The sequence below is a fragment of the Pseudomonas guariconensis genome (assembly GCF_040822035.1).
Classification (GTDB): Bacteria; Pseudomonadota; Gammaproteobacteria; order Pseudomonadales; family Pseudomonadaceae; genus Aquipseudomonas; species Aquipseudomonas guariconensis.
This window is the reverse complement of record NZ_CP162012.1, coordinates 3,907,746-3,925,550: the sequence shown is the minus strand read 5'-3', so window position 1 is coordinate 3,925,550 and position 17,805 is coordinate 3,907,746. Positions and strand designations below refer to the sequence as shown.

17 protein-coding genes are annotated in these 17,805 nt (G+C 56.1%); 14 read left to right on the top strand and 3 right to left on the bottom strand.

Features of this window, described 5'->3' with window-relative positions; translation table 11 throughout:
- The 11 genes from AB1N67_RS18210 (at position 1) to AB1N67_RS18160 (ending at position 11,693) form a co-directional block, all read left to right on the top strand.
- Complete coding sequence (locus AB1N67_RS18210; RefSeq protein WP_102082364.1) at positions 1 to 636, top strand: PIG-L deacetylase family protein; 636 nt, start codon at positions 1 to 3, stop codon at positions 634 to 636.
- Between the two features lie 21 nt (positions 637 to 657).
- Positions 658 to 1,803, top strand: coding sequence for a WbqC family protein (locus AB1N67_RS18205; protein WP_102082365.1), 1,146 nt, complete (start codon positions 658 to 660; stop codon positions 1,801 to 1,803).
- 4 nt (positions 1,804 to 1,807) lie between these two features.
- Positions 1,808 to 2,743, top strand: coding sequence for a hypothetical protein (locus AB1N67_RS18200; RefSeq protein WP_102082366.1), 936 nt, complete (start codon positions 1,808 to 1,810; stop codon positions 2,741 to 2,743).
- Positions 2,743 to 4,029: a glycosyltransferase family 4 protein gene (locus tag AB1N67_RS18195; RefSeq protein WP_102082367.1), complete on the top strand. Its 1,287-nt coding sequence runs from the start codon at positions 2,743 to 2,745 to the stop codon at positions 4,027 to 4,029. The genes AB1N67_RS18200 and AB1N67_RS18195 overlap by 1 nt, the downstream gene beginning before the upstream one ends.
- Positions 4,030 to 4,200: 171 nt before the next feature.
- Positions 4,201 to 5,265, top strand: coding sequence for a non-hydrolyzing UDP-N-acetylglucosamine 2-epimerase (wecB, locus tag AB1N67_RS18190; protein ID WP_102082368.1), 1,065 nt, complete (start codon positions 4,201 to 4,203; stop codon positions 5,263 to 5,265).
- A gap of 35 nt (positions 5,266 to 5,300) precedes the next feature.
- Positions 5,301 to 6,542, top strand: a complete 1,242-nt coding sequence (locus tag AB1N67_RS18185; protein ID WP_102082369.1) for a glycosyltransferase family 4 protein — start codon at positions 5,301 to 5,303, stop codon at positions 6,540 to 6,542.
- Positions 6,539 to 7,510 carry an NAD-dependent epimerase/dehydratase family protein gene (locus AB1N67_RS18180; RefSeq protein ID WP_102082370.1) on the top strand — a complete coding sequence of 324 codons (972 nt, stop codon included), beginning with the start codon at positions 6,539 to 6,541 and terminating at the stop codon, positions 7,508 to 7,510. The genes AB1N67_RS18185 and AB1N67_RS18180 overlap by 4 nt, the downstream gene beginning before the upstream one ends.
- A 24-nt stretch (positions 7,511 to 7,534) precedes the next feature.
- Positions 7,535 to 8,554 carry a glycosyltransferase family 4 protein gene (locus AB1N67_RS18175; RefSeq protein ID WP_102082371.1) on the top strand — a complete coding sequence of 340 codons (1,020 nt, stop codon included), beginning with the start codon at positions 7,535 to 7,537 and terminating at the stop codon, positions 8,552 to 8,554.
- A gap of 95 nt (positions 8,555 to 8,649) precedes the next feature.
- Positions 8,650 to 10,641 carry a nucleoside-diphosphate sugar epimerase/dehydratase gene (locus AB1N67_RS18170; protein WP_102082372.1) on the top strand — a complete coding sequence of 664 codons (1,992 nt, stop codon included), beginning with the start codon at positions 8,650 to 8,652 and terminating at the stop codon, positions 10,639 to 10,641.
- A gap of 318 nt (positions 10,642 to 10,959) precedes the next feature.
- On the top strand, positions 10,960 to 11,094 hold the full coding sequence (locus AB1N67_RS18165; protein ID WP_275094153.1) for a hypothetical protein: 135 nt from the start codon (positions 10,960 to 10,962) through the stop codon (positions 11,092 to 11,094).
- A gap of 251 nt (positions 11,095 to 11,345) precedes the next feature.
- Positions 11,346 to 11,693, top strand: a complete 348-nt coding sequence (locus tag AB1N67_RS18160) for a ComEA family DNA-binding protein (RefSeq protein ID WP_102082373.1) — start codon at positions 11,346 to 11,348, stop codon at positions 11,691 to 11,693.
- 43 nt (positions 11,694 to 11,736) lie between these two features.
- Here AB1N67_RS18160 and AB1N67_RS18155 read toward each other — a convergent pair whose 3' ends face one another.
- Positions 11,737 to 11,904: a DUF2897 family protein gene (locus tag AB1N67_RS18155; protein ID WP_070573170.1), complete on the bottom strand. Its 168-nt coding sequence runs from the start codon at positions 11,902 to 11,904 to the stop codon at positions 11,737 to 11,739.
- A 182-nt stretch (positions 11,905 to 12,086) separates the two neighbouring features.
- Here AB1N67_RS18155 and pyrF point away from each other — a divergent pair, with 182 nt between their 5' ends.
- A complete protein-coding gene (pyrF, locus tag AB1N67_RS18150; protein ID WP_102082374.1) occupies positions 12,087 to 12,788 on the top strand; it encodes an orotidine-5'-phosphate decarboxylase in 702 nt (233 codons plus the stop codon).
- A gap of 128 nt (positions 12,789 to 12,916) precedes the next feature.
- On the opposite strand, the gene AB1N67_RS18145 is transcribed toward pyrF, so the two are convergent.
- On the bottom strand, positions 12,917 to 13,918 hold the full coding sequence (locus AB1N67_RS18145; RefSeq protein ID WP_102082375.1) for an NADP-dependent oxidoreductase: 1,002 nt from the start codon (positions 13,916 to 13,918) through the stop codon (positions 12,917 to 12,919).
- Positions 13,919 to 14,115: 197 nt separating this feature from the next.
- Between AB1N67_RS18145 and AB1N67_RS18140 the strand changes: the two genes are divergently transcribed.
- Positions 14,116 to 14,877 (top strand): SDR family oxidoreductase, encoded by a 762-nt coding sequence (locus tag AB1N67_RS18140; protein WP_070573175.1) that lies wholly within the window; start codon positions 14,116 to 14,118, stop codon positions 14,875 to 14,877.
- Positions 14,878 to 15,003: 126 nt separating this feature from the next.
- Here AB1N67_RS18140 and AB1N67_RS18135 read toward each other — a convergent pair whose 3' ends face one another.
- Positions 15,004 to 16,179: an MFS transporter gene (locus AB1N67_RS18135; RefSeq protein WP_102082376.1), complete on the bottom strand. Its 1,176-nt coding sequence runs from the start codon at positions 16,177 to 16,179 to the stop codon at positions 15,004 to 15,006.
- Positions 16,180 to 16,332: 153 nt separating this feature from the next.
- Between AB1N67_RS18135 and AB1N67_RS18130 the strand changes: the two genes are divergently transcribed.
- Positions 16,333 to 17,730: a PLP-dependent aminotransferase family protein gene (locus AB1N67_RS18130; protein WP_090343731.1), complete on the top strand. Its 1,398-nt coding sequence runs from the start codon at positions 16,333 to 16,335 to the stop codon at positions 17,728 to 17,730.
- Positions 17,731 to 17,805 lie beyond the last annotated feature (75 nt).

Below are 17,805 nucleotides of genomic sequence, written 5' to 3'. Positions count from 1 at the left end.
ATGTTTTTGAATGATCAGCCTGTTCTAGTTCTCGCTCCCCATACGGATGATGGTGAGTTGGGATGTGGTGCCACTATCTCCAAGCTCGCCAGGCTAGGATATAAGATTAATTACGTCGCTTTCTGTAGCTGTGACGAGAGTCTCCCGAGGAATTTTGAACCCGGCTCGTTGCGGCGAGAGCTTTTTGAAGCTACCGGCGTCTTAGGTATCCCGCCTGAGAATGTTACAGTGCATGACTTTGCTGTAAGAAAGTTGTCTTATAGTCGTCAGGATGTGCTTGAGGAATTGGTTAGATTAAACAGAAGTTTGCAGCCTCAAATGGTGTTCTGCCCGACTTTAGGTGATCTGCACCAAGATCATTCGGTGGTGGCTCAAGAAGCCCTTCGTGCATTCAAAACCAAAACGATTTTGGGCTATGAGGTACCTTGGAATACGATCGAGTTTCATGCGAATTATCTGATCACAGTTGAAGAAAGCGACATCGACTTGAAGATTGAAGCTTTACGTAAATATACCTCTCAGACAAGTAGGCCTTATTTTAGCGAGAGGTTCATACGGGCGCATGCGCACTCACGCGGCGTAACCGTCGGCGCTGAGTACGCTGAAGCATTCACTCTCTATCGTGCAGTTTATTGAGTACACTTTCGGTCCTGGAAGATGACGACGAACATTCTGGAATTTCAGTTACTCACCGCCGACAGGACAGGATCAATATGGCCTGAATTGGAAGCCTTGTCTGCTGATCAGGCATGGATGGCCTGGGGGCGAGATAGTTACCTAAAGGAGTTACCACGTAAGTGGGATGTATCGCGCTCAGCCCGACTGGATGGTCATCTAGTGGGATACTGCCTCGGATCGGTACGCGGTGGCATGCTCTGGATTCACCGTTTTGTGGTGAGCGATCAAGCTCGAGGTCGTGGAGTAGGTGCAGCAATCCTTGGCGAAATGATCAGGGTGGCAGAGCGCGCCGAACTTAACGGCCTTATCTTGAAGACACCACTCGAAAACACTGGTGCCGTCAACTTCTACACAACTCACGGGTTTCGCCAGATCTGTCACAAAAACAAATATCTGACCTTGATCAAAAACTTTAATCGAGAGCTCGTAGTAGGTATTCATCAGCCTAATTACCTGCCTTGGCTTGGCTATTTCTATAAAATGGCAATTTCTAATGTTTTCATTTTTCTTGACGATGCAGAATTTCCTAAGGGTAGTTACGTCAATCGTAACAAGATCGCCATCAATGGCGAAAGCAAATGGTTGACTGTTCCTACTGGGCGAAGCTATCAGGCCGCGATTATGGACTCATCCCCCTCCGGAGATGACTGGGTGGCCAAGCACTTACGCTCAATGGAGTCGTCGTATAAACGCTCGCCCTATTTTTCAAGATATTTTGATGAAATAGCCAAATTGCTGGTCGAGAAAAGTACTTGTAACTTTGCTGATCTCAATATTGCTTTGATCGAATACGTAGCGTCACAAATCGGCATCGACTGTGTCTGCCTACGTTCATCACAGATGAATATTACGGGGAAAAGTGATGCCAGGTTGGCTGACTTGATAACTTCCGTGGGCGGAGGCACGTATGTTTCAGGTGGGGGCGGCGCCAATTATCAGTCTGAGGAGACCTTCGCAAAGAAAAATATCCAGCTCGTATATACAAATTTTGTGCCTGAAGCCTATCCTCAAAAAAATAGCACTGAGTTCATACCTGGGCTAGGTGTGTTTGATGCGTTGTTTAACATTGGTGCGGATCAGATTGGCGAAATGTTCAAGGCTCTGGGGGGCCGTCGATCAGGCTGAAAATATGAATAAAAAAGATTGGGCTATCTTTCTTGATAGTGCTTCAGATAACAAACGGATGGTAGCGCTACATGCGCTATCAGGTGTGGTGGTGATAGGGGCGACTGTTACCTTCAGTGCCTTGATAGCGCTGTATTTTGGGATGGATGTCTTCCAACTGCACGAACGAGCAGCTGGCTTGGTTTTCTTGAAAAGCAAAGGAATGTTGATTCTTTCTGCGCTGGCGGTTTCGCTGGCACTTCTCTGTACCCGTGTTTTTCAGATAGTTTTAGAAGCGCGGGTTGTCACGCACAGGGAAAAGTGGTTTGCAGAAAAAATCAGGCGAAAGGGGTCAGTAGTCGGCGCGAATATCAGTAGGGCTTCGAATTATTACGGCCGCTTATCATCTGCTAGCATGAAAGCTGCAAGTACGACGCTTTTGCTCATCATTAGCTTTGTAGTCATGATTGTGCTCCTGCCGTTTATTTACCTAGCGGTTGTAATCGGCCTGCTGGCAGTCAGTTCAGTTGGGTTGTATCTCGCGATGCAAAGCCTTTCATTGTTCATGTCAAACGCCTCTCATGGGCTGGCAGAGCACGGAAAGAAAATGGCGCAATGGAAGCTAGATAATTCTATTCCCTATGGTGATGAAGTTGAGAAGTATTACAAATCTTACTTCAATCGGATTTTAATTTCCTCCATATTCGGATTGACTCCAGCTGTTTTCTCTTTTTTATTTTGTATTGTGATGGTTTTTATTCAGGAGTTTGGGCTTCTGGATATTGGATTCAAGGAGGTTTTCTTAGCCCTGATACTGCTGCAATCCTATGTGGGTATCATGGGCAAGTTCTTTGGTTCATTTGTACAGGCTTCGGCGTTTTTGCCGGCCATTCGGGCGTGTATAGAAGGTAGCCAAGTTCCTTCCAAGGTAGAGCCGTATGATGAACCCGAAAGTTTCTGATGCGTGTAGGCGCAATTAAACAGGATGATGAGGTAGCAATGGGTACATTTTCTTATAAAGTGCTTCACGGCTTTGGCCCCTCGGCGGGCCAGCCAGCAATGATGGCATCCGCATTGCGAAGCATCGGCATCGATGCATCCAATGTGGTGATGGGATACAACAAGTTTGCCTATCCTTCGGACCACACCATACCTAGCGCAGGCATAGTTGATAAATGCAGGGTTTTGGGTGGGCTCGGCGCCGAGGCTGATGTGGTCCACATCCATGCGATCACGCCGTTTTTTAACAAGGGCATGCCTAAGTTTCCAATGGGGGTGGACCTGCTGGCGCTGAAGGCTGCGGGCAAGCGCGTAGTGGTGCATTTCCGCGGCAGCGAAATCCGCATGGCCAGTTTGTTCGCTGCGAACAATCCCTATCACTACGTCGATGATGATCCGGAGCGCTTGATTGCCAAGTTTTCCGAAGAAAGTCAGGTGGCGTACCTGGCGATGTGTCGAGCGCTGGCTGATGAGTTGGTTGTTTCCGACCCGGAACTGGCGACCTATGTTCCAGATGCCAGTGTCATTCCTCGTATCATCGATTTCAATACTTGGAAATATGTCGGCCCTACCAACACCACCCGCCCGCTGATAGTCCATGCGCCCAGCCGCCGTGGCGTGAAAGGCACCGAGCACGTCATCAATGCGGTTGAGGCATTGAAAGAGGAAGGGCTCGATTTCGACTTTATGTTGGTCGAGAACCTGTCGCAGGCAGAGGCGCGGGCAATCTTCGAAAAGTGTGATGTGATTGTCGATCAGCTTCGCATTGGCTGGTATGGCGTTCTGGCAGTTGAAGCCATGGCACTGGGTAAAACGGTCGTTTCCTATGTTCGTGATGACATCGTCCACACGCTGGGAGATGAGCCGCCAATCGCGGTGGCCAGTCCCGATACGATCAAGGATGTGCTGCGCGATCTGATCAAATCTCCAGCATTGCGTCAGAAGATTGCAGCGAACGGCTATAAGTATTGCTGCGCGACGCATGATCCTAAGGTCGTCGCGAAAAAGTGTGAAGCTATGTATCAGCGCGTACTTGCCAAGCCACAGTCCATTGACTTGCCTGCCTACATGGCTTTTTGCGAGCAACAATTGTCTTCGCAGCATAAAATTAAAGTGGCTAAGGTGATTATCGATAACTCCAAGGACGCTATGCGTAGATCGTACTGGCGCGAGGTCTATTTTTTCTACAAACGGGTGGGGTTCCGGCGCTTCGTTCGGCGGGTACTTGAAAAAGTGGGGGCGGTTTGACGCTTGCGTCCGTCAAGGTCTTACGTTTTCAAATAATATGGGCGCTGTTCAAGGTGCCTTTTTGAGCGACTAAGGAAGTTGATACATTGGTTGGCACGCCAAACGGTAACAAAGTAGCATCCGATGATTAGAGCATAGACGGTAGTTTTACCTCTTTAAATGAGAATCTAAATGAGAATCCTCACGTTAGTCGGCGCCCGTCCCCAGTTCATCAAAGCGGGTATGGTATCCAAGGCTTTCGGAAAATATCCGTCGCTCAGCGAGGTTATCGTACATACCGGCCAGCATTACGATGAGAATATGTCGGCTGTTTTTTTTGAACAGCTCGCTATACCCAAGCCTGACTACCAGTTCGACATCCACGGCGGCACCCACGGACAGATGACGGGCCGCATGTTGATGGAGATCGAGAATGTAATCCTCGCCGAAAAGCCTGATCGCGTCCTGGTCTACGGAGATACCAACTCAACACTCGCCGGCGCGCTTGCCGCCTCCAAGGTGAATGTGCCGGTCGCCCACGTCGAGGCAGGGCTGCGTAGCTTCAATATGCGCATGCCCGAGGAGATCAACCGGATTTTGACTGACCAACTCAGTGACATTTTGTTTTGCCCTACCAAGGCCGCAGTGTGCAATCTGGAGAAGGAGGGCTTCAACGGGAAGCCGGTCCAAATCCTCGATGTTGGGGACGTGATGCAGGACAGTGCTAAGTACTTCGCACCGTTCAGTACACCACCGGCCGGGGTGAGTGAGAAGCAATGCTTTGTCCTCGCAACCGTACACCGTGCCGAGAACACCGATGACCCGCTTAGACTGGCAAATATTGTCGAGGCGCTGAACGAGATCCACCGCAACGTGTGCCCCGTGCTGCTGCCGTTGCATCCGCGTACCCGTGCGGCCTTGAAGCGCATCGGGTTGAAACTTCACGGTCAGATCGTGGAGCCGGTTGGATACCTGCAAATGGTGTGGTTGCTGAAGAACTGCTCCATGGTGATGACGGATAGCGGGGGCCTGCAGAAAGAAGCGTTTTTCTTCGGTAAACCGTGCGTCACGTTGCGTGACCAAACCGAGTGGGTAGAGCTTCTGGCATGCGGGGCGAATGTCTTGGCAGGGGCGCAGCGGGACAAGATCGTGAGCTGCGTGCGGCAGAGTATGGGTAGGGTGGTGGAAGATGATCAGCAGCTCTACGGCGGTGGACAGGCAGCGTTGAAGATTGCTGAGTATCTGGCGATGGTATGATGCGGCCCTGCCCGCTAAAAGGTTCGTTTAGCTAAATGAATGTCTGGTATGTACACCCCTACGCTGGCGGACCTGGGATCGGTCGATACTGGCGACCGTTCTATTTTTCATATTACTGGAACCGATCAGGGCATCGATCAACTGTCTTGTCTGCGAGCTACCATCACCTGATGGAGCCTGATGAACAGCGCCGAAGGGGCACGACCGTAGACGGCGTGAACTATGCGTATGTTCCTACGCTCGCCTACCATGGCAATGGTCTGGGGCGGATGTTTTCCATGTTGCTGTTCGCTGTGCTGCTGACCCCCAGTTGCCTGGTGCTCGCTATGCGCCGCGGTTGCCCGGATGCAATCATCTATTCGTCACCGCATCCCTTTGCAGCTATCAGCTGCTGGTTCGCCGCGCGAATGTTGCGAGCCAAATTCGTATTCGAAGTGCGTGATATATGGCCGCTGAGCCTGGTCGAGCTGGGGGGGTGGAAGGCCACTGGCTTGATGACTCGTCTTACTGGCTGGATAGAACGCTTCACCTATGCACGTTCCGACAAGGTGATCTCGTTGCTGCCTTGCGCCGAACCTCATATGCGCAGCAAAGGGCTCGAGCCGGGAAAGTTTTTGTGGATACCCAACGGCGTCGATGTCAACGGCCCGGAACCAGCCAGGGAGGCGAGCAAGAGTTCGTTTGCCCGGCATATTCAAAGCCTCAGGAGACAGGGCTTTTTTGTGGTGATTTATGCTGGGGCCCACGGTGAGCCGAACGCTTTGGAAGGGCTGGTTCGGTCCGGGGCCCTTCTAAAAACGCGTGGGACAAAGGTAAAAATTGTCCTGGTGGGGAAAGGCGAACGCAAAGCATACCTTCAAGGCATCGCCGAGCAGTTCGGTGGTGGCGTTGTCGAATTTCATGAGCAGCAGCCCAAGGAAGACATCATGGCTGCCTTGTCGCTGGCCTCTGCTGGCTATATTTCGCTCAAGTTTCAACCACTTTTCCGATTCGGCATCAGTCCCAACAAGCTTTGGGACTATATGCTGGCGGGCCTGCCGGTTATTTTTGCTTGCAAAGCTGGAAATGACCCAGTGGGTGACTATGGCTGTGGCATATCCGTTGATCCTGAGTGCCCAGAGCAAATTGCAGACGCGGTAAAGCGGCTGTCCCTCATGAGAGAGGACGAGCGGCGCAGACTTGGGCGCAAGGGATATGAAGCGGTGATAGCCCATTACACCTATGAGGTACTGGCCAACAAGGTTCTTCAGGGGATTGATCACGAGCAGTTAACATGAAGCGTGTCTTAGTGACGGGGGCCTCGGGATTCGTGGGGGCGGCACTCACCACTCGACTCGTTAAGTCCGGCTACAGTGTCGTTGGGATGGCCCGGCACAGACGTGAGGGTTGTACTGCCCAAACGTTTATCGAAACCGACCTGACGTGCTCAGGCGCTTTTGATGATCGCATTGTGCAAGTTGATTGCATCGTGCACCTGGCTGGACGTGCCCATGTTCTGGGTCACTCTAATGAGAGCCAGCTGGCCGTGTTTCGCGAAGTCAATCGGGATGCGACGATCTGCCTGGCGCGCGCTGCTTTGATCGCGGGTGTGAAGCGGTTTGTATTTGTGAGCTCAATTGGTGTGAATGGAAGTTCCACTACCTATGAACCCTTTCGGGAGAGTAGCCAGGCTGCCCCACAGGCGGATTACGCCGTTTCGAAATGGGAAGCGGAAACCGAATTGAAGGCGTTGCTAAGCGGCACCTCAATGGAGTTGGTCATTGTCAGGCCGCCTCTGATCTACGCTGCTGATGCACCCGGTAACTTCCGCCGTTTGCTCAAACTGGTCGACAGCGGGGTTCCGCTGCCGCTGCAAAGCGTCACCAACTTGCGCAGTGTGATTTCGCGAGACAACGTCGTCGCATTCCTTGAATTATGCATGCACCACCCAGCCGCCGCAGGTGAGCTGTTCTTGATTGCAGACGCACAGGCTGTTTCGACGCCAGACATGATCAGGGCCATCAGTTCAGGTTTGGGCAAACCCCCAAGGCTGTTTCCTTTTCCGCTTGCATGCCTGAGGGTAGCCCTGCGGTGCCTGGGGAGGAGGGCGATGTACGGGCAGCTATGTGGCTCTCTTCAAATCGATGACTCCAGAGCTCGAACTGTGCTTGGCTGGGCACCCCAGGGCACGACGGTAGAAGGGCTGCGCAGGGCGGGACTCGAATACCGAGCGCTGGACAATCAAGCCCGTGACAACGTCGATTGATATAACCCACGAGGATACTAACCAATGTTGATCTGGTGTTTGGCGTGCGTCCTGGTTTTCATCGCTTCATACGCCGGTACCTCAGGATTGAGGCGATACGCACTGGCCAGGCAATTGCTCGATGTGCCCAACGCACGCAGTTCTCATAGTCAGCCGACCCCCCGTGGCGGTGGTGTGGCGATCGTTTTGGCTTACCTGCTTGCGCTGGTGGGGTTACTGGTTACAGGCACTCTGAACAGTGGTTGGGCCTGGGCGATGCTCGGAGCGGGTTGTGCAGTGGCGGCGCTTGGCTTCCTGGACGACCACGGACATATTCCTGCTCGTTGGCGTTTGTTGGGGCACTTCCTGGCCGCAGGGTGGTTGATGAGTTGGGTGGGGGGACTGCCTGGTCTCGAGGTTTTTGGCCACGTGCTGAACTTGGGTTGGGTAGGTTACTTGCTCGGTGGGCTTTATCTGGTCTGGATGTTGAACCTCTACAACTTTATGGATGGTATTGATGGTATTGCCAGCGCAGAGGCAATAACCACCTGCCTGGGAGGCGCGCTGGCCGCACTGATCGGCGGTCATACAGCATTGATTGCGCCTGCATCGTTGCTCGCTGCTGCGACCAGCGGATTTCTGCTGTGGAATTTTCCTCCTGCGCGGATATTCATGGGTGATGCCGGCAGCGGATTTCTTGGGTTGATGCTGGCGGCCTTGTCGATCCAGGCATCTCAGGCGGCACCGGAACTGTTTTGGAGCTGGCTAATTCTGCTGGGGGTGTTCGTGGTGGATGCCACCTACACGTTGGTGCGGCGGATGGTCAGGGGCGAGAGATTTTACGAAGCTCACCGGAGCCATGCGTACCAGTTCGCTTCGCGCCGGCATGGCCGCCACCTACCTGTCACCGTTGTTATAGTTGCGGTTAATGTCCTATGGCTGTTGCCGCTATCGCTGCTAGTTGCTGGCGGCTGGCTGGATGGTTTTATGGGCATATTGATAGCGTATTTTCCTCTACTACTTCTTGCGATCAAATACAATGCTGGTGGTCAAGAGCATGGGTGAGGGTGTCCCCTTGGCTGCACGGGCTCGAGTAAGAGCTAAAGCACTACGCCTGGAAGAAAGATAGAGCGGGTCGCAAAGAGAGGTTCAGTTGGTATATGAGTCCAATTAAAGCACGGTTGCAGTCCTTGCCTCGGCGCTACAAGCGAGCGATCCAGGTAATGACTGATATCCTACTTGTCTGGGTATCCGTCTGTCTTGCGTTTGTGATCCGTCTAGGCATCGAAAAGGCCCACGTGGTATTTGATCATATATGGCTTTTGGCAGTTGCACCTTTGATTGCTATTCCTATCTTCATCCGTTTCGGCATGTACCGTGCAGTGATGCGCTATTTTGGTAATGATGCGTTAATTACCATATTCAAGGCCGTTAGCCTCTCGGCTCTCATCCTTGCGCTGATTGTTTACTGGTACAGCAATCATAAAGTTGTAGTGCCCCGTTCGATCATCTTCAATTACTGGTGGGTAAGCTTGGTGTTTATTGGTGGTCTGCGTCTGCTGATGCGCCAGTATTTTCTAGGTGATTGGTTCGCCGCTACCCAGCATGTGCCATTTACCAATCGAGACAGCGGATTACCAAAGGTGGCAATTTACGGTGCTGGCGCAGCAGGTAATCAGTTGGCGGTAGCATTGCGAATGGGCCGGATGATGAGGCCGGTAGCATTTATCGATGATGACGCTAGTCTGACCAACAGCGTTATCTCAGGCCTGCAGGTTTATCACGGTTCGGATATCCAACGTATGATCGAAGTGACGGGAGCCGAGGAAATCTTGTTAGCAATTCCCTCTGCAAGTCGATCCAGGCGTAAAGCGATTTTGACGTCCCTAGAGAGTTTTCCGTTGCATGTCCGTAGCGTGCCGGGTTTCATGGATCTTGCGAGTGGGCGCGTCAAAGTTGACGATATTCAAGAGGTTGACATTGCTGACCTATTGGGTCGGGACCCTGTTCCTGCGCAGCAAGAGCTTTTAGCTCGATGCGTCACTGGGCAGGTTGTGATGGTGACAGGGGCTGGAGGGTCAATAGGTGCTGAATTATGCCGGCAGATCTTATCCTTGCAACCTACTATCATTCTGTTATTTGATCATAGTGAATTTAATCTTTACAGTATTCATGCGGAGTTGGAACAGCGCCTGCGCCGTGAAGCGTTGCCGACTAAAATATTACCTTTCCTTGGTACCGTTTGTAATCAGAGTAAACTGTTCAATTTGATGCGGCTGTGGCGCGTTAATACTGTTTATCACGCGGCTGCTTATAAGCATGTGCCAATGGTTGAGCACAATATTGCTGAGGGAATATTGAACAACGTGATGGGGACCATTAGTACAGCACAAGCAGCGTTGCAGGCAAGCGTCGATAGCTTTGTTCTGATTTCTACCGATAAAGCCGTGCGCCCTACTAATGTGATGGGCAGTACCAAGCGACTTTCCGAAATGGTACTGCAGGCATTGAGCAAAGAGATGGCGCCGGTGCTGTACGGTGATGCTGCCAATATCGCAAGTGCCAACAAAACTCGCTTCACAATGGTGCGTTTTGGTAATGTTCTTGGCTCTTCGGGTTCGGTTATCCCGCTTTTTCACAAGCAGATCAAGATGGGGGGGCCACTGACCGTCATGCACCCTAAAATTACTCGGTACTTTATGACCATTCCTGAAGCAGCGCAGCTTGTTATCCAAGCAGGTTCTTTGGGGCTGGGGGGAGACGTTTTCGTGCTTGATATGGGCGAGCCGGTGATGATTGCCAAACTCGCCGAAAAAATGATCAATTTATCTGGCTTAACCGTCAAGTCTGATAAAAATCCGCAAGGTGACATTGCGATCGAGTTCACTGGATTACGTCCAGGTGAGAAGCTTTATGAAGAGCTTCTGATTGGCGACAAAGTTTACGAAACGCCTCATCCGATGATTATGTGTGCAGATGAGTTATTTTTAAGTTGGGGGGAGCTTAAGTCTAAACTTGATTCGTTGTTTGGTGCCCTGTCTGCTAACGATTTTAATCGAGTGAGACAAGTTTTGCGGGAAGTCGTGGTGGGTTATGGGCCGGATGGCGAGATCGTTGACTGGCTGTATCAGAAATATATTTCGGGTCAATAGCGAATAATTGATTTCAACTCGGCGCCGGTTCGCCAAAGAGCGAGTGGTGTTGTTCGCGCGTGGTTTGTCGTCTAGGGTGATATGAGGCTGTGAAAGTTTTTGGAATCGGTTGTCTCGAGCGCCTTGGAGTCAAGTAAGTCGAGTTTTATAATTGGGCTGGCTGGATTCGATTGTAGGTGTAGATTCAAGGTATTAATGCGATTCAAGAATGCTAAGTCGCGGCTGTTTCCGTATTAATGTTTTTTACAAGTTCGTGCTTTCCTGCAGAGGGTGTCAGAAATTTTGTGTTCGGGCATAACATGAGTAAGAGGTGCATGTATGCCAACCAAAAAGAACCCCCTGCGTGACCTGCCCAAAATCCCCAAAGAGCTGCTGGAGCAGTTCGGTGAGGGCCTGATGACCGCAGAAGCTATCGAGGATGCCTCTGCGGCGTTTAAGTCAGGGCCTGCCTGACGGCAGGCCATTACCGGCCCGCACACAAAAAATCTGACACTTCCTTCCTGCAGCACTATACAACGGATCTGATCTGATAGAGTTCTTCCATTCCTACTACGGCTGACGGTAAATAAAACGTTAGTTGACCAATTCAGTAACTATTTTCAAACCTATCACCCCTTCCAACGTCCTCCTGCGACCCTTTAGCCTTATCACGGCAGCACCGGAAACGCTGCCCCCTAAACCCGCATTTCACAGGAGTGCCCAAAATGCGCAACACCATCCTTTCCTACCTCCTCCTCCCCCTGTTCACCGGCCTGTCCTTCTCGCTCAGCGCCGCCCCTAATCCAGCTATTCCCCCAGCCACCGAGCTGGCCGCAACCAAGGTGACCACCAGCGCCACCGCTACCCAACCCGCCAAGCTCGACCTCAACACCGCCGATGCCCTGACCCTGCAAAAGGAACTCAACGGCATCGGCCGGGCCAAGGCCGAGGCGATCGTGGCCTATCGTGAGGCCAACGGGCCGTTCGCGTCGGTGGATGAACTGTTGGAAATCAAGGGCATCGGCAACGCGCTTCTGGAGCGAAACCGGGACAAGCTGGTCGTGACAGAGTAACCAGTAGGGGAGTGGCCGATCCGCCAGGGTCGGCCATCAGGCATCAACGGTCCTGCGCATCCTTGGCATCGGCCTCGGCATTTCGCTCATGGATCTTCTTCAGTTGCTCTTCGGTCAATGGCAGTTTCTTTGCCGTGTCGCGCAACAGCAGCAACCCGCCGACGATCGAGCCAAGGGCTATGATCAGTATCAACCAGGCGTACCAGGGCATGACGTTCTCCTTGTAGACCATGGATGGCAAACGCTCGCTTAGTTTCGAGCCGTTACCGTCTCCGTTGGTTCAATTATAGGAGTGACCGGGTGCCGGGCCAATTCTCCTGATCCGCGGCCCCAAAGCCTGGGCCACATCGTTTACAATGCGCGCCGATTTCGACTTGCCAAGAGACTCTGCCCATGCCCGCCTGCCAGACGCCCCTGATTGTCGCCCTGGATTTCCCTACCCGTGAGGCCGCTCTGAAGCTGGCTGACCAGCTCGATCCGGCGCTGTGCCGGGTGAAGGTCGGCAAGGAGCTGTTCACCAGCAGCGCTTCGGGGATTGTCGAGACCTTGTGCGAGAAGGGTTTCGAAGTGTTTCTCGACCTCAAGTTCCACGATATCCCCAACACCACGGCGATGGCAGTGAAGGCCGCAGCCGAGATGGGGGTGTGGATGGTCAACGTGCATTGCTCCGGTGGCCTGCGCATGATGTCGGCGTGCCGTGAGGAGCTGGCCAAGCGTAGCGGGCCGCAGCCGTTGCTGATCGGTGTGACGGTGCTGACCAGCATGGAGCGTGAGGACTTGGCAGGGATCGGCCTGGATGTGGATCCGCAGGAGCAGGTGCTGCGTCTGGCGGCGTTGGCGGAGAAGGCGGGGATGGACGGGCTGGTGTGCTCGGCGCTCGAGGCGCCTGCACTGAAGGCGGCGCATCCGGCGCTGCAACTGGTGACGCCGGGGATTCGTCCTGCTGGCAGTGCCCAGGATGACCAGCGCCGGATCCTTACTCCACGCCAAGCACTGGACGCGGGTTCGGATTACCTGGTGATCGGGCGTCCGATCAGCCAGGCGGCGGACCCGGCGCAGGCGTTGGCGGCCGTTGTGGCCGAGATTCGCGGCTGATAGTCGCTCGTCTGGGGCTGCTGTGCGGCCCTGCGCGGGTGAACCCGCTCCCACAGGGTTTTCGGGGTGCTCAATAGCACCGCCGTACCTGTTGGAGCGGGCTCAGGGCCGCAGCTTTTAGGCTGGATTCAAACCTTCAACACCAATTTCCCGAAGTTTTCTCCGCTGAACAGCTTGAGCAGCGCCTCCGGGAACGTCTCCAACCCCTCCACCACATCCTCCTTGCTCTTCACCTGGCCACTGGCCAACCACCCGGCGATCTCCTGTGCGGCTTTGCCGTACTCCTTGGCGTAATCCATCACCACGAACCCTTCCATTCGCGCGCGGTTGACCAGCAGCGACAGGTAGTTGGCCGGGCCTTTGACGGCGTCCTTGTTGTTGTACTGGCTGATGGCGCCGCAGATGACCACGCGGGCCTTGAAGTTCAGGCGGCTGAGCACGGCGTCGAGGATGTCGCCGCCGACGTTGTCGAAGTACACGTCCACGCCTTTCGGACATTCGCGTTTGAGGCCAGCCAGGACGTCTTCGGCTTTGTAGTCGATGACGCCGTCAAAGCCGAGCTCGTCCTTGAGGTATTGGCATTTCTCCTGGCCACCGGCGATGCCGATGACGCGGCAGCCTTTGAGTTTGGCGATTTGCCCGGCGATGCTGCCCACGGCACCGGCAGCGCCGGAGAGGACAACGGTTTCACCGGCCTTGGGTTGGCCGACGTCGAGCAGGGCGAAGTAGGCGGTCATGCCGGTCATGCCCAGGGCTGAGAGGTAGCGGGGCAGGGGGGCCAGGCGTGGGTCGATCTTGTACAGGCCTTGGGGCTCGCCAACGAAGTAGTCCTGTACGCCGAGCGGGCCGTTGACGTGGTCGCCGGGCTTGAAGTCAGGGTGCTTTGAGGCGATCACTTCGCCGACGCCCAGGGCGCGCATCACCTGGCCGAGAGCGACGGGGGCGATGTAGGACTTGCCTTCGTTCATCCAGCCGCGCATGGCGGGGTCCAGGGATAGGTAGAGGTTTTTCACCAGCACTTGGCCTTCGGCGGGCTCGGTGACGGGGACCTGCTCGTAGGTGAAGTCGTCGCGGCGCACGGCGCCGACGGGGCGTTTGCTGAGCAGGAAGCGGCGGTTGGTCTGGGGCATGGCGGTTCCCTTTGGGAATGGGGTAGGCAGCTTGAACGTTCAAGATAGACCCCTTTGATAGCCCGAGGGCCGGTGGCGATCAAGTTTCACTGCTTGCGCAAATACACCTCGATACACCTGGATGATCGTGCTGCCCAGCGCGCGGCTGTCATGACTAGACTCAGCCTTCATAACGAATCAGCGTTCAGGAGCCCGTAATGAGCATGACGTTTTCCGGCCAGGTAGCCCTGGTCACCGGTGGTGGGGCGGGGATTGGCCGGTCGACGGCACAGGCGTTCGCTGTCGAGGGTTTGAAGGTGGTGGTGGCCGACCGGGATGTGGAGGGCGGCGAGGCGACGGTGGCGCTGATTCGCCAGGCCGGTGGTGAGGGGCTGTTCGTGGCCTGCGATGTGACCAAGGACGCCGAGGTGCGCCATTTGCACGAGCGCATCATCGAAGCCTACGGTCGCCTGGACTACGCCTTCAACAACGCGGGCATCGAAATCGAGCAGGGCCGTCTGGCAGAGGGCAGCGAGGCGCAGTTCGACGCGATCATGGGCGTGAACGTCAAAGGCGTGTGGCTATGCATGAAGTACCAACTACCGCTGATGCTTGCCGCAGGCGGCGGGGCGATCGTCAACACTGCGTCGGTCGCGGGGTTGGGGGCGGCGCCGAAGATGAGTATCTACAGCGCCTCCAAGCACGCGGTGATCGGCCTGACCAAGTCGGCGGCGATCGAGTACGCCAAGAAGGGCATTCGGGTGAATGCGGTGTGTCCGGCGGTAATCGATACCGACATGTTCCGCCGGGCCTATGAGTCCGACCCGCGCAAAGCGGAGTTCGCTGCCGCGATGCACCCGGTGGGACGCATCGGCAAGGTCGAGGAGATCGCCAGTGCGGTGCTTTATCTGTGCAGCGATGGCGCGGCCTTCACCACCGGTCATAGTCTGGCTGTCGATGGTGGGGCCACGGCTATTTGAGGCCAATTGAAGCTGCGTCGGCCTTTTCGCGGGTTAACCCACTCCCACAGGTTCTCCGGTGTTCTCATCAACATCGCTGTGCCTGTGGGGCTGGTATTTGCACGGCTGAAAAGTGCAGGCAGTCCGCTAACGCGAGCCCTGTGGGAGCGTGTTTACCCGCGAATGGGCCCGTGCTGACAACCATAGTGCCAAGGCAACCACTCCACACCCCGCGAGTAACACGGCGCCAAACACCACCAACGCTGTTCGTGAGCCAAGACGGTCACTGAGCAGCCCCGTGAAGATCACCGGCAGGCTGAACCCCAGGTACGCCAGCAGGAAGAAACCCGCGCTGGCCCGGGTCTTCTCAGGCCCTGCCAACTGGTTCACTGCCGCCAGTCCACCCAAGTAAATGAACCCGTAGCACGCGCTGCTGGCAGCGACCGCGCCCAGCAGCACGGCAGCCAGCCGCCCACTGTCGGCGCCCCAGGCGAGCAGGGCGTAGCTACACGGAAGAATCGCCAATCCGAGCAAGGTTGCACGTACGCTGGACATGCGACGTGCCATGGGCTGGAACAACAGGCCGCAGCTGATCACGCAGAAGGTCGAAAAACCGGACCAGGCGCTCAGCCCGTGTTGACGCAAGACCCCCGGCAACAGGGCTATCACCAGGCCTACGCAGGCCCAGGCGAGCAGGATGGCCAAGCCATAGGCCAGGCTGCCCCTGGGGTAGAAGGGCAGGCGCAGCATGGCGCCGCGCTGCGCAGGACGCGGCTCGGGCAGGCGCCAGACCAACACCAGCGCGACGGCGGCGAGCAGCAGTTGCAGGTGGAAGCTGCCCGGCGTCAGGGTGGGGCCGCGCAGCAGGAAGAGGCTTGTCAGTGCAGCGCCCAGGCCAAAGCCCAGGGATGTGCTGGCGGTCACCCAGGTGGCAGCGCGCCCGCTGTCGTGGCCAGGCATCAGCTCACTCATGTAGGCGGTGGCGGTCGCTGAGGCCAGGCCTGTGCCCAGTCCAAGGAATAGCCGCGCCAGGCCCAGCGTCTGCAGGCTCGGGGCGAGCAGCATCAGTCCCGTGGCGATCATGGACAAGGCGAGGGCCGTGAGAATCAGCGGCCGTCGGCCGACTCGGTCCGCCAGGCCGCCCAACGCCAGCAGCACGGGCAACACGCCCAGCACATAACCGGAGAAGGCCACCGCTGTGGCGGCCGCGCCTTGGCCGGAGAGGTCGGCGTAGGCGATGTACAGGGGCGCCTGCAGGTTCACCGCGAGGGTGATCAGGCACAGGGCGAAGGCCAGGCGGGCCGGGGCTGAGCGGGTGGGCATCTGGGCATCCTTAGGTCATTCGTAGCGGCTGCTCGCGGGTTGCCCGCGAATGAGCCAGTACGACCAACAGTGGTCTGCTCCCCTTGCATCAACAAGGCACACTCCCGGCGCATTTGTGATTAACTGTTCGGCAAAAATCAGCGAACACTTCCCATGCCTATCGTTTTGGATCGTGACTGCGCCACCCCGCTGGTCCAGCAACTGACCGAGCAGTTGCAAGCCTGGATCGAACAGCAACGCCTGCGCCCTGGCGCGCGGCTGCCGTCGATCCGCACTCAGGCGAGCAACCTGGCTGTCAGCCCGGCCTGTGTGATCGAAGCCTATGACCGCCTGGTGGCCAGCGGCTGGCTTCAGGCGCGCCACGGTACGGGCTTTTTCGTCGCCGAACGCAAGCCAGGCCTGCCGCTGGAAGAGGAGCAAGCCTGGGGCGAAGCGGTGGATGGCAGTTGGCGACAGTTTCGTGAAGGCCATGACGAACTGCTCAAGCTCGGCTGCGGCTGGCTGCCCAGCGCATGGCGTGCCAACACCGAGGTGGCCCAGGCCGTGCGCCTGGTCAGCCGTGGCAAAGTGGAGGATCTGTTCGATTATTGCCCGCCCCTGGGCCTGGCCAGCCTGCGCCAGCAACTGCACAAGCGCCTGGCGCGCATCGATATCGCCGCTGGCCCCGAACGCATCCTCACCACCCAAGGTGCCAGCCATGCCCTCGATCTGCTGGTGCGCACCCTCTTGCGCCCAGGCGACGTGGTATTGGTGGAAAGCCCGGGGTACTACAACCTGTTCAACCTGCTACGCCAGCACCAAGTGCGCATGCTGCCGGTGCCGCGTACGGCCAGTGGGCCGGACCTGGACGAGCTCCAACGCTTGCTCGTCGAACACAGCCCGCGCGTGCTGTTCACCAACAGCCTCTATCACAATCCCACCGGCACCAGCCTGACGCCGAAGGTCGCCTATCGCCTGCTGGAGCTGGCCCGCGAGCACGACTTGCGCATCGTCGAGGACGATATCTACGCAGATTTTCAGGATGGCCCGGCCACGCGCCTGGCCACGCTCGACAGCGAGCAGCGGGTGATCTACATGGCCAGTTTCTCCAAGACCCTGAGCAGTTCGCTGCGGGTGGGCTACCTAGTGGCCGATGCGGCGCTGATCGGCCGCTTGGCGGAACTGAAGATGGTCACTGGCATCGGTACGTCGCGCTTTGCCGAACAGGTAGTGGGGCAGATGCTTGCCAATGGCAGTTACCGCAAGAGCGTGCAGCGTCTGCGGGTGCGACTGGGGCAGCACATGGCCAAGCTGCTGGGGCAACTGGAGGCGTTCGGCTGGGAGGTGTTCTGCGAACCCTATGGCGGGATGTTCGTCTGGGTACGCTCGCCCGGGCGCGACTTTGCTGCCCTGGAGCGCGTAGCCCTGGATAACGCGGTGCTGCTGACGCCGGGCAGTGCGTTCGATCATCAGGGCGCGCCGAGTGACTGGCTGCGGATCAATGTCGCGTATGGGCAGGACCAACGGGCTCAGGCGTTCTTTCGGTACGCAGGGCGACCTTCAGCACGCTGAAGGCGACACGCTCATAGCTATTTGACACCATTGTGACGGGTGGGGCTTGTGGGTGGGGTTGCGCAGTTGCCACTC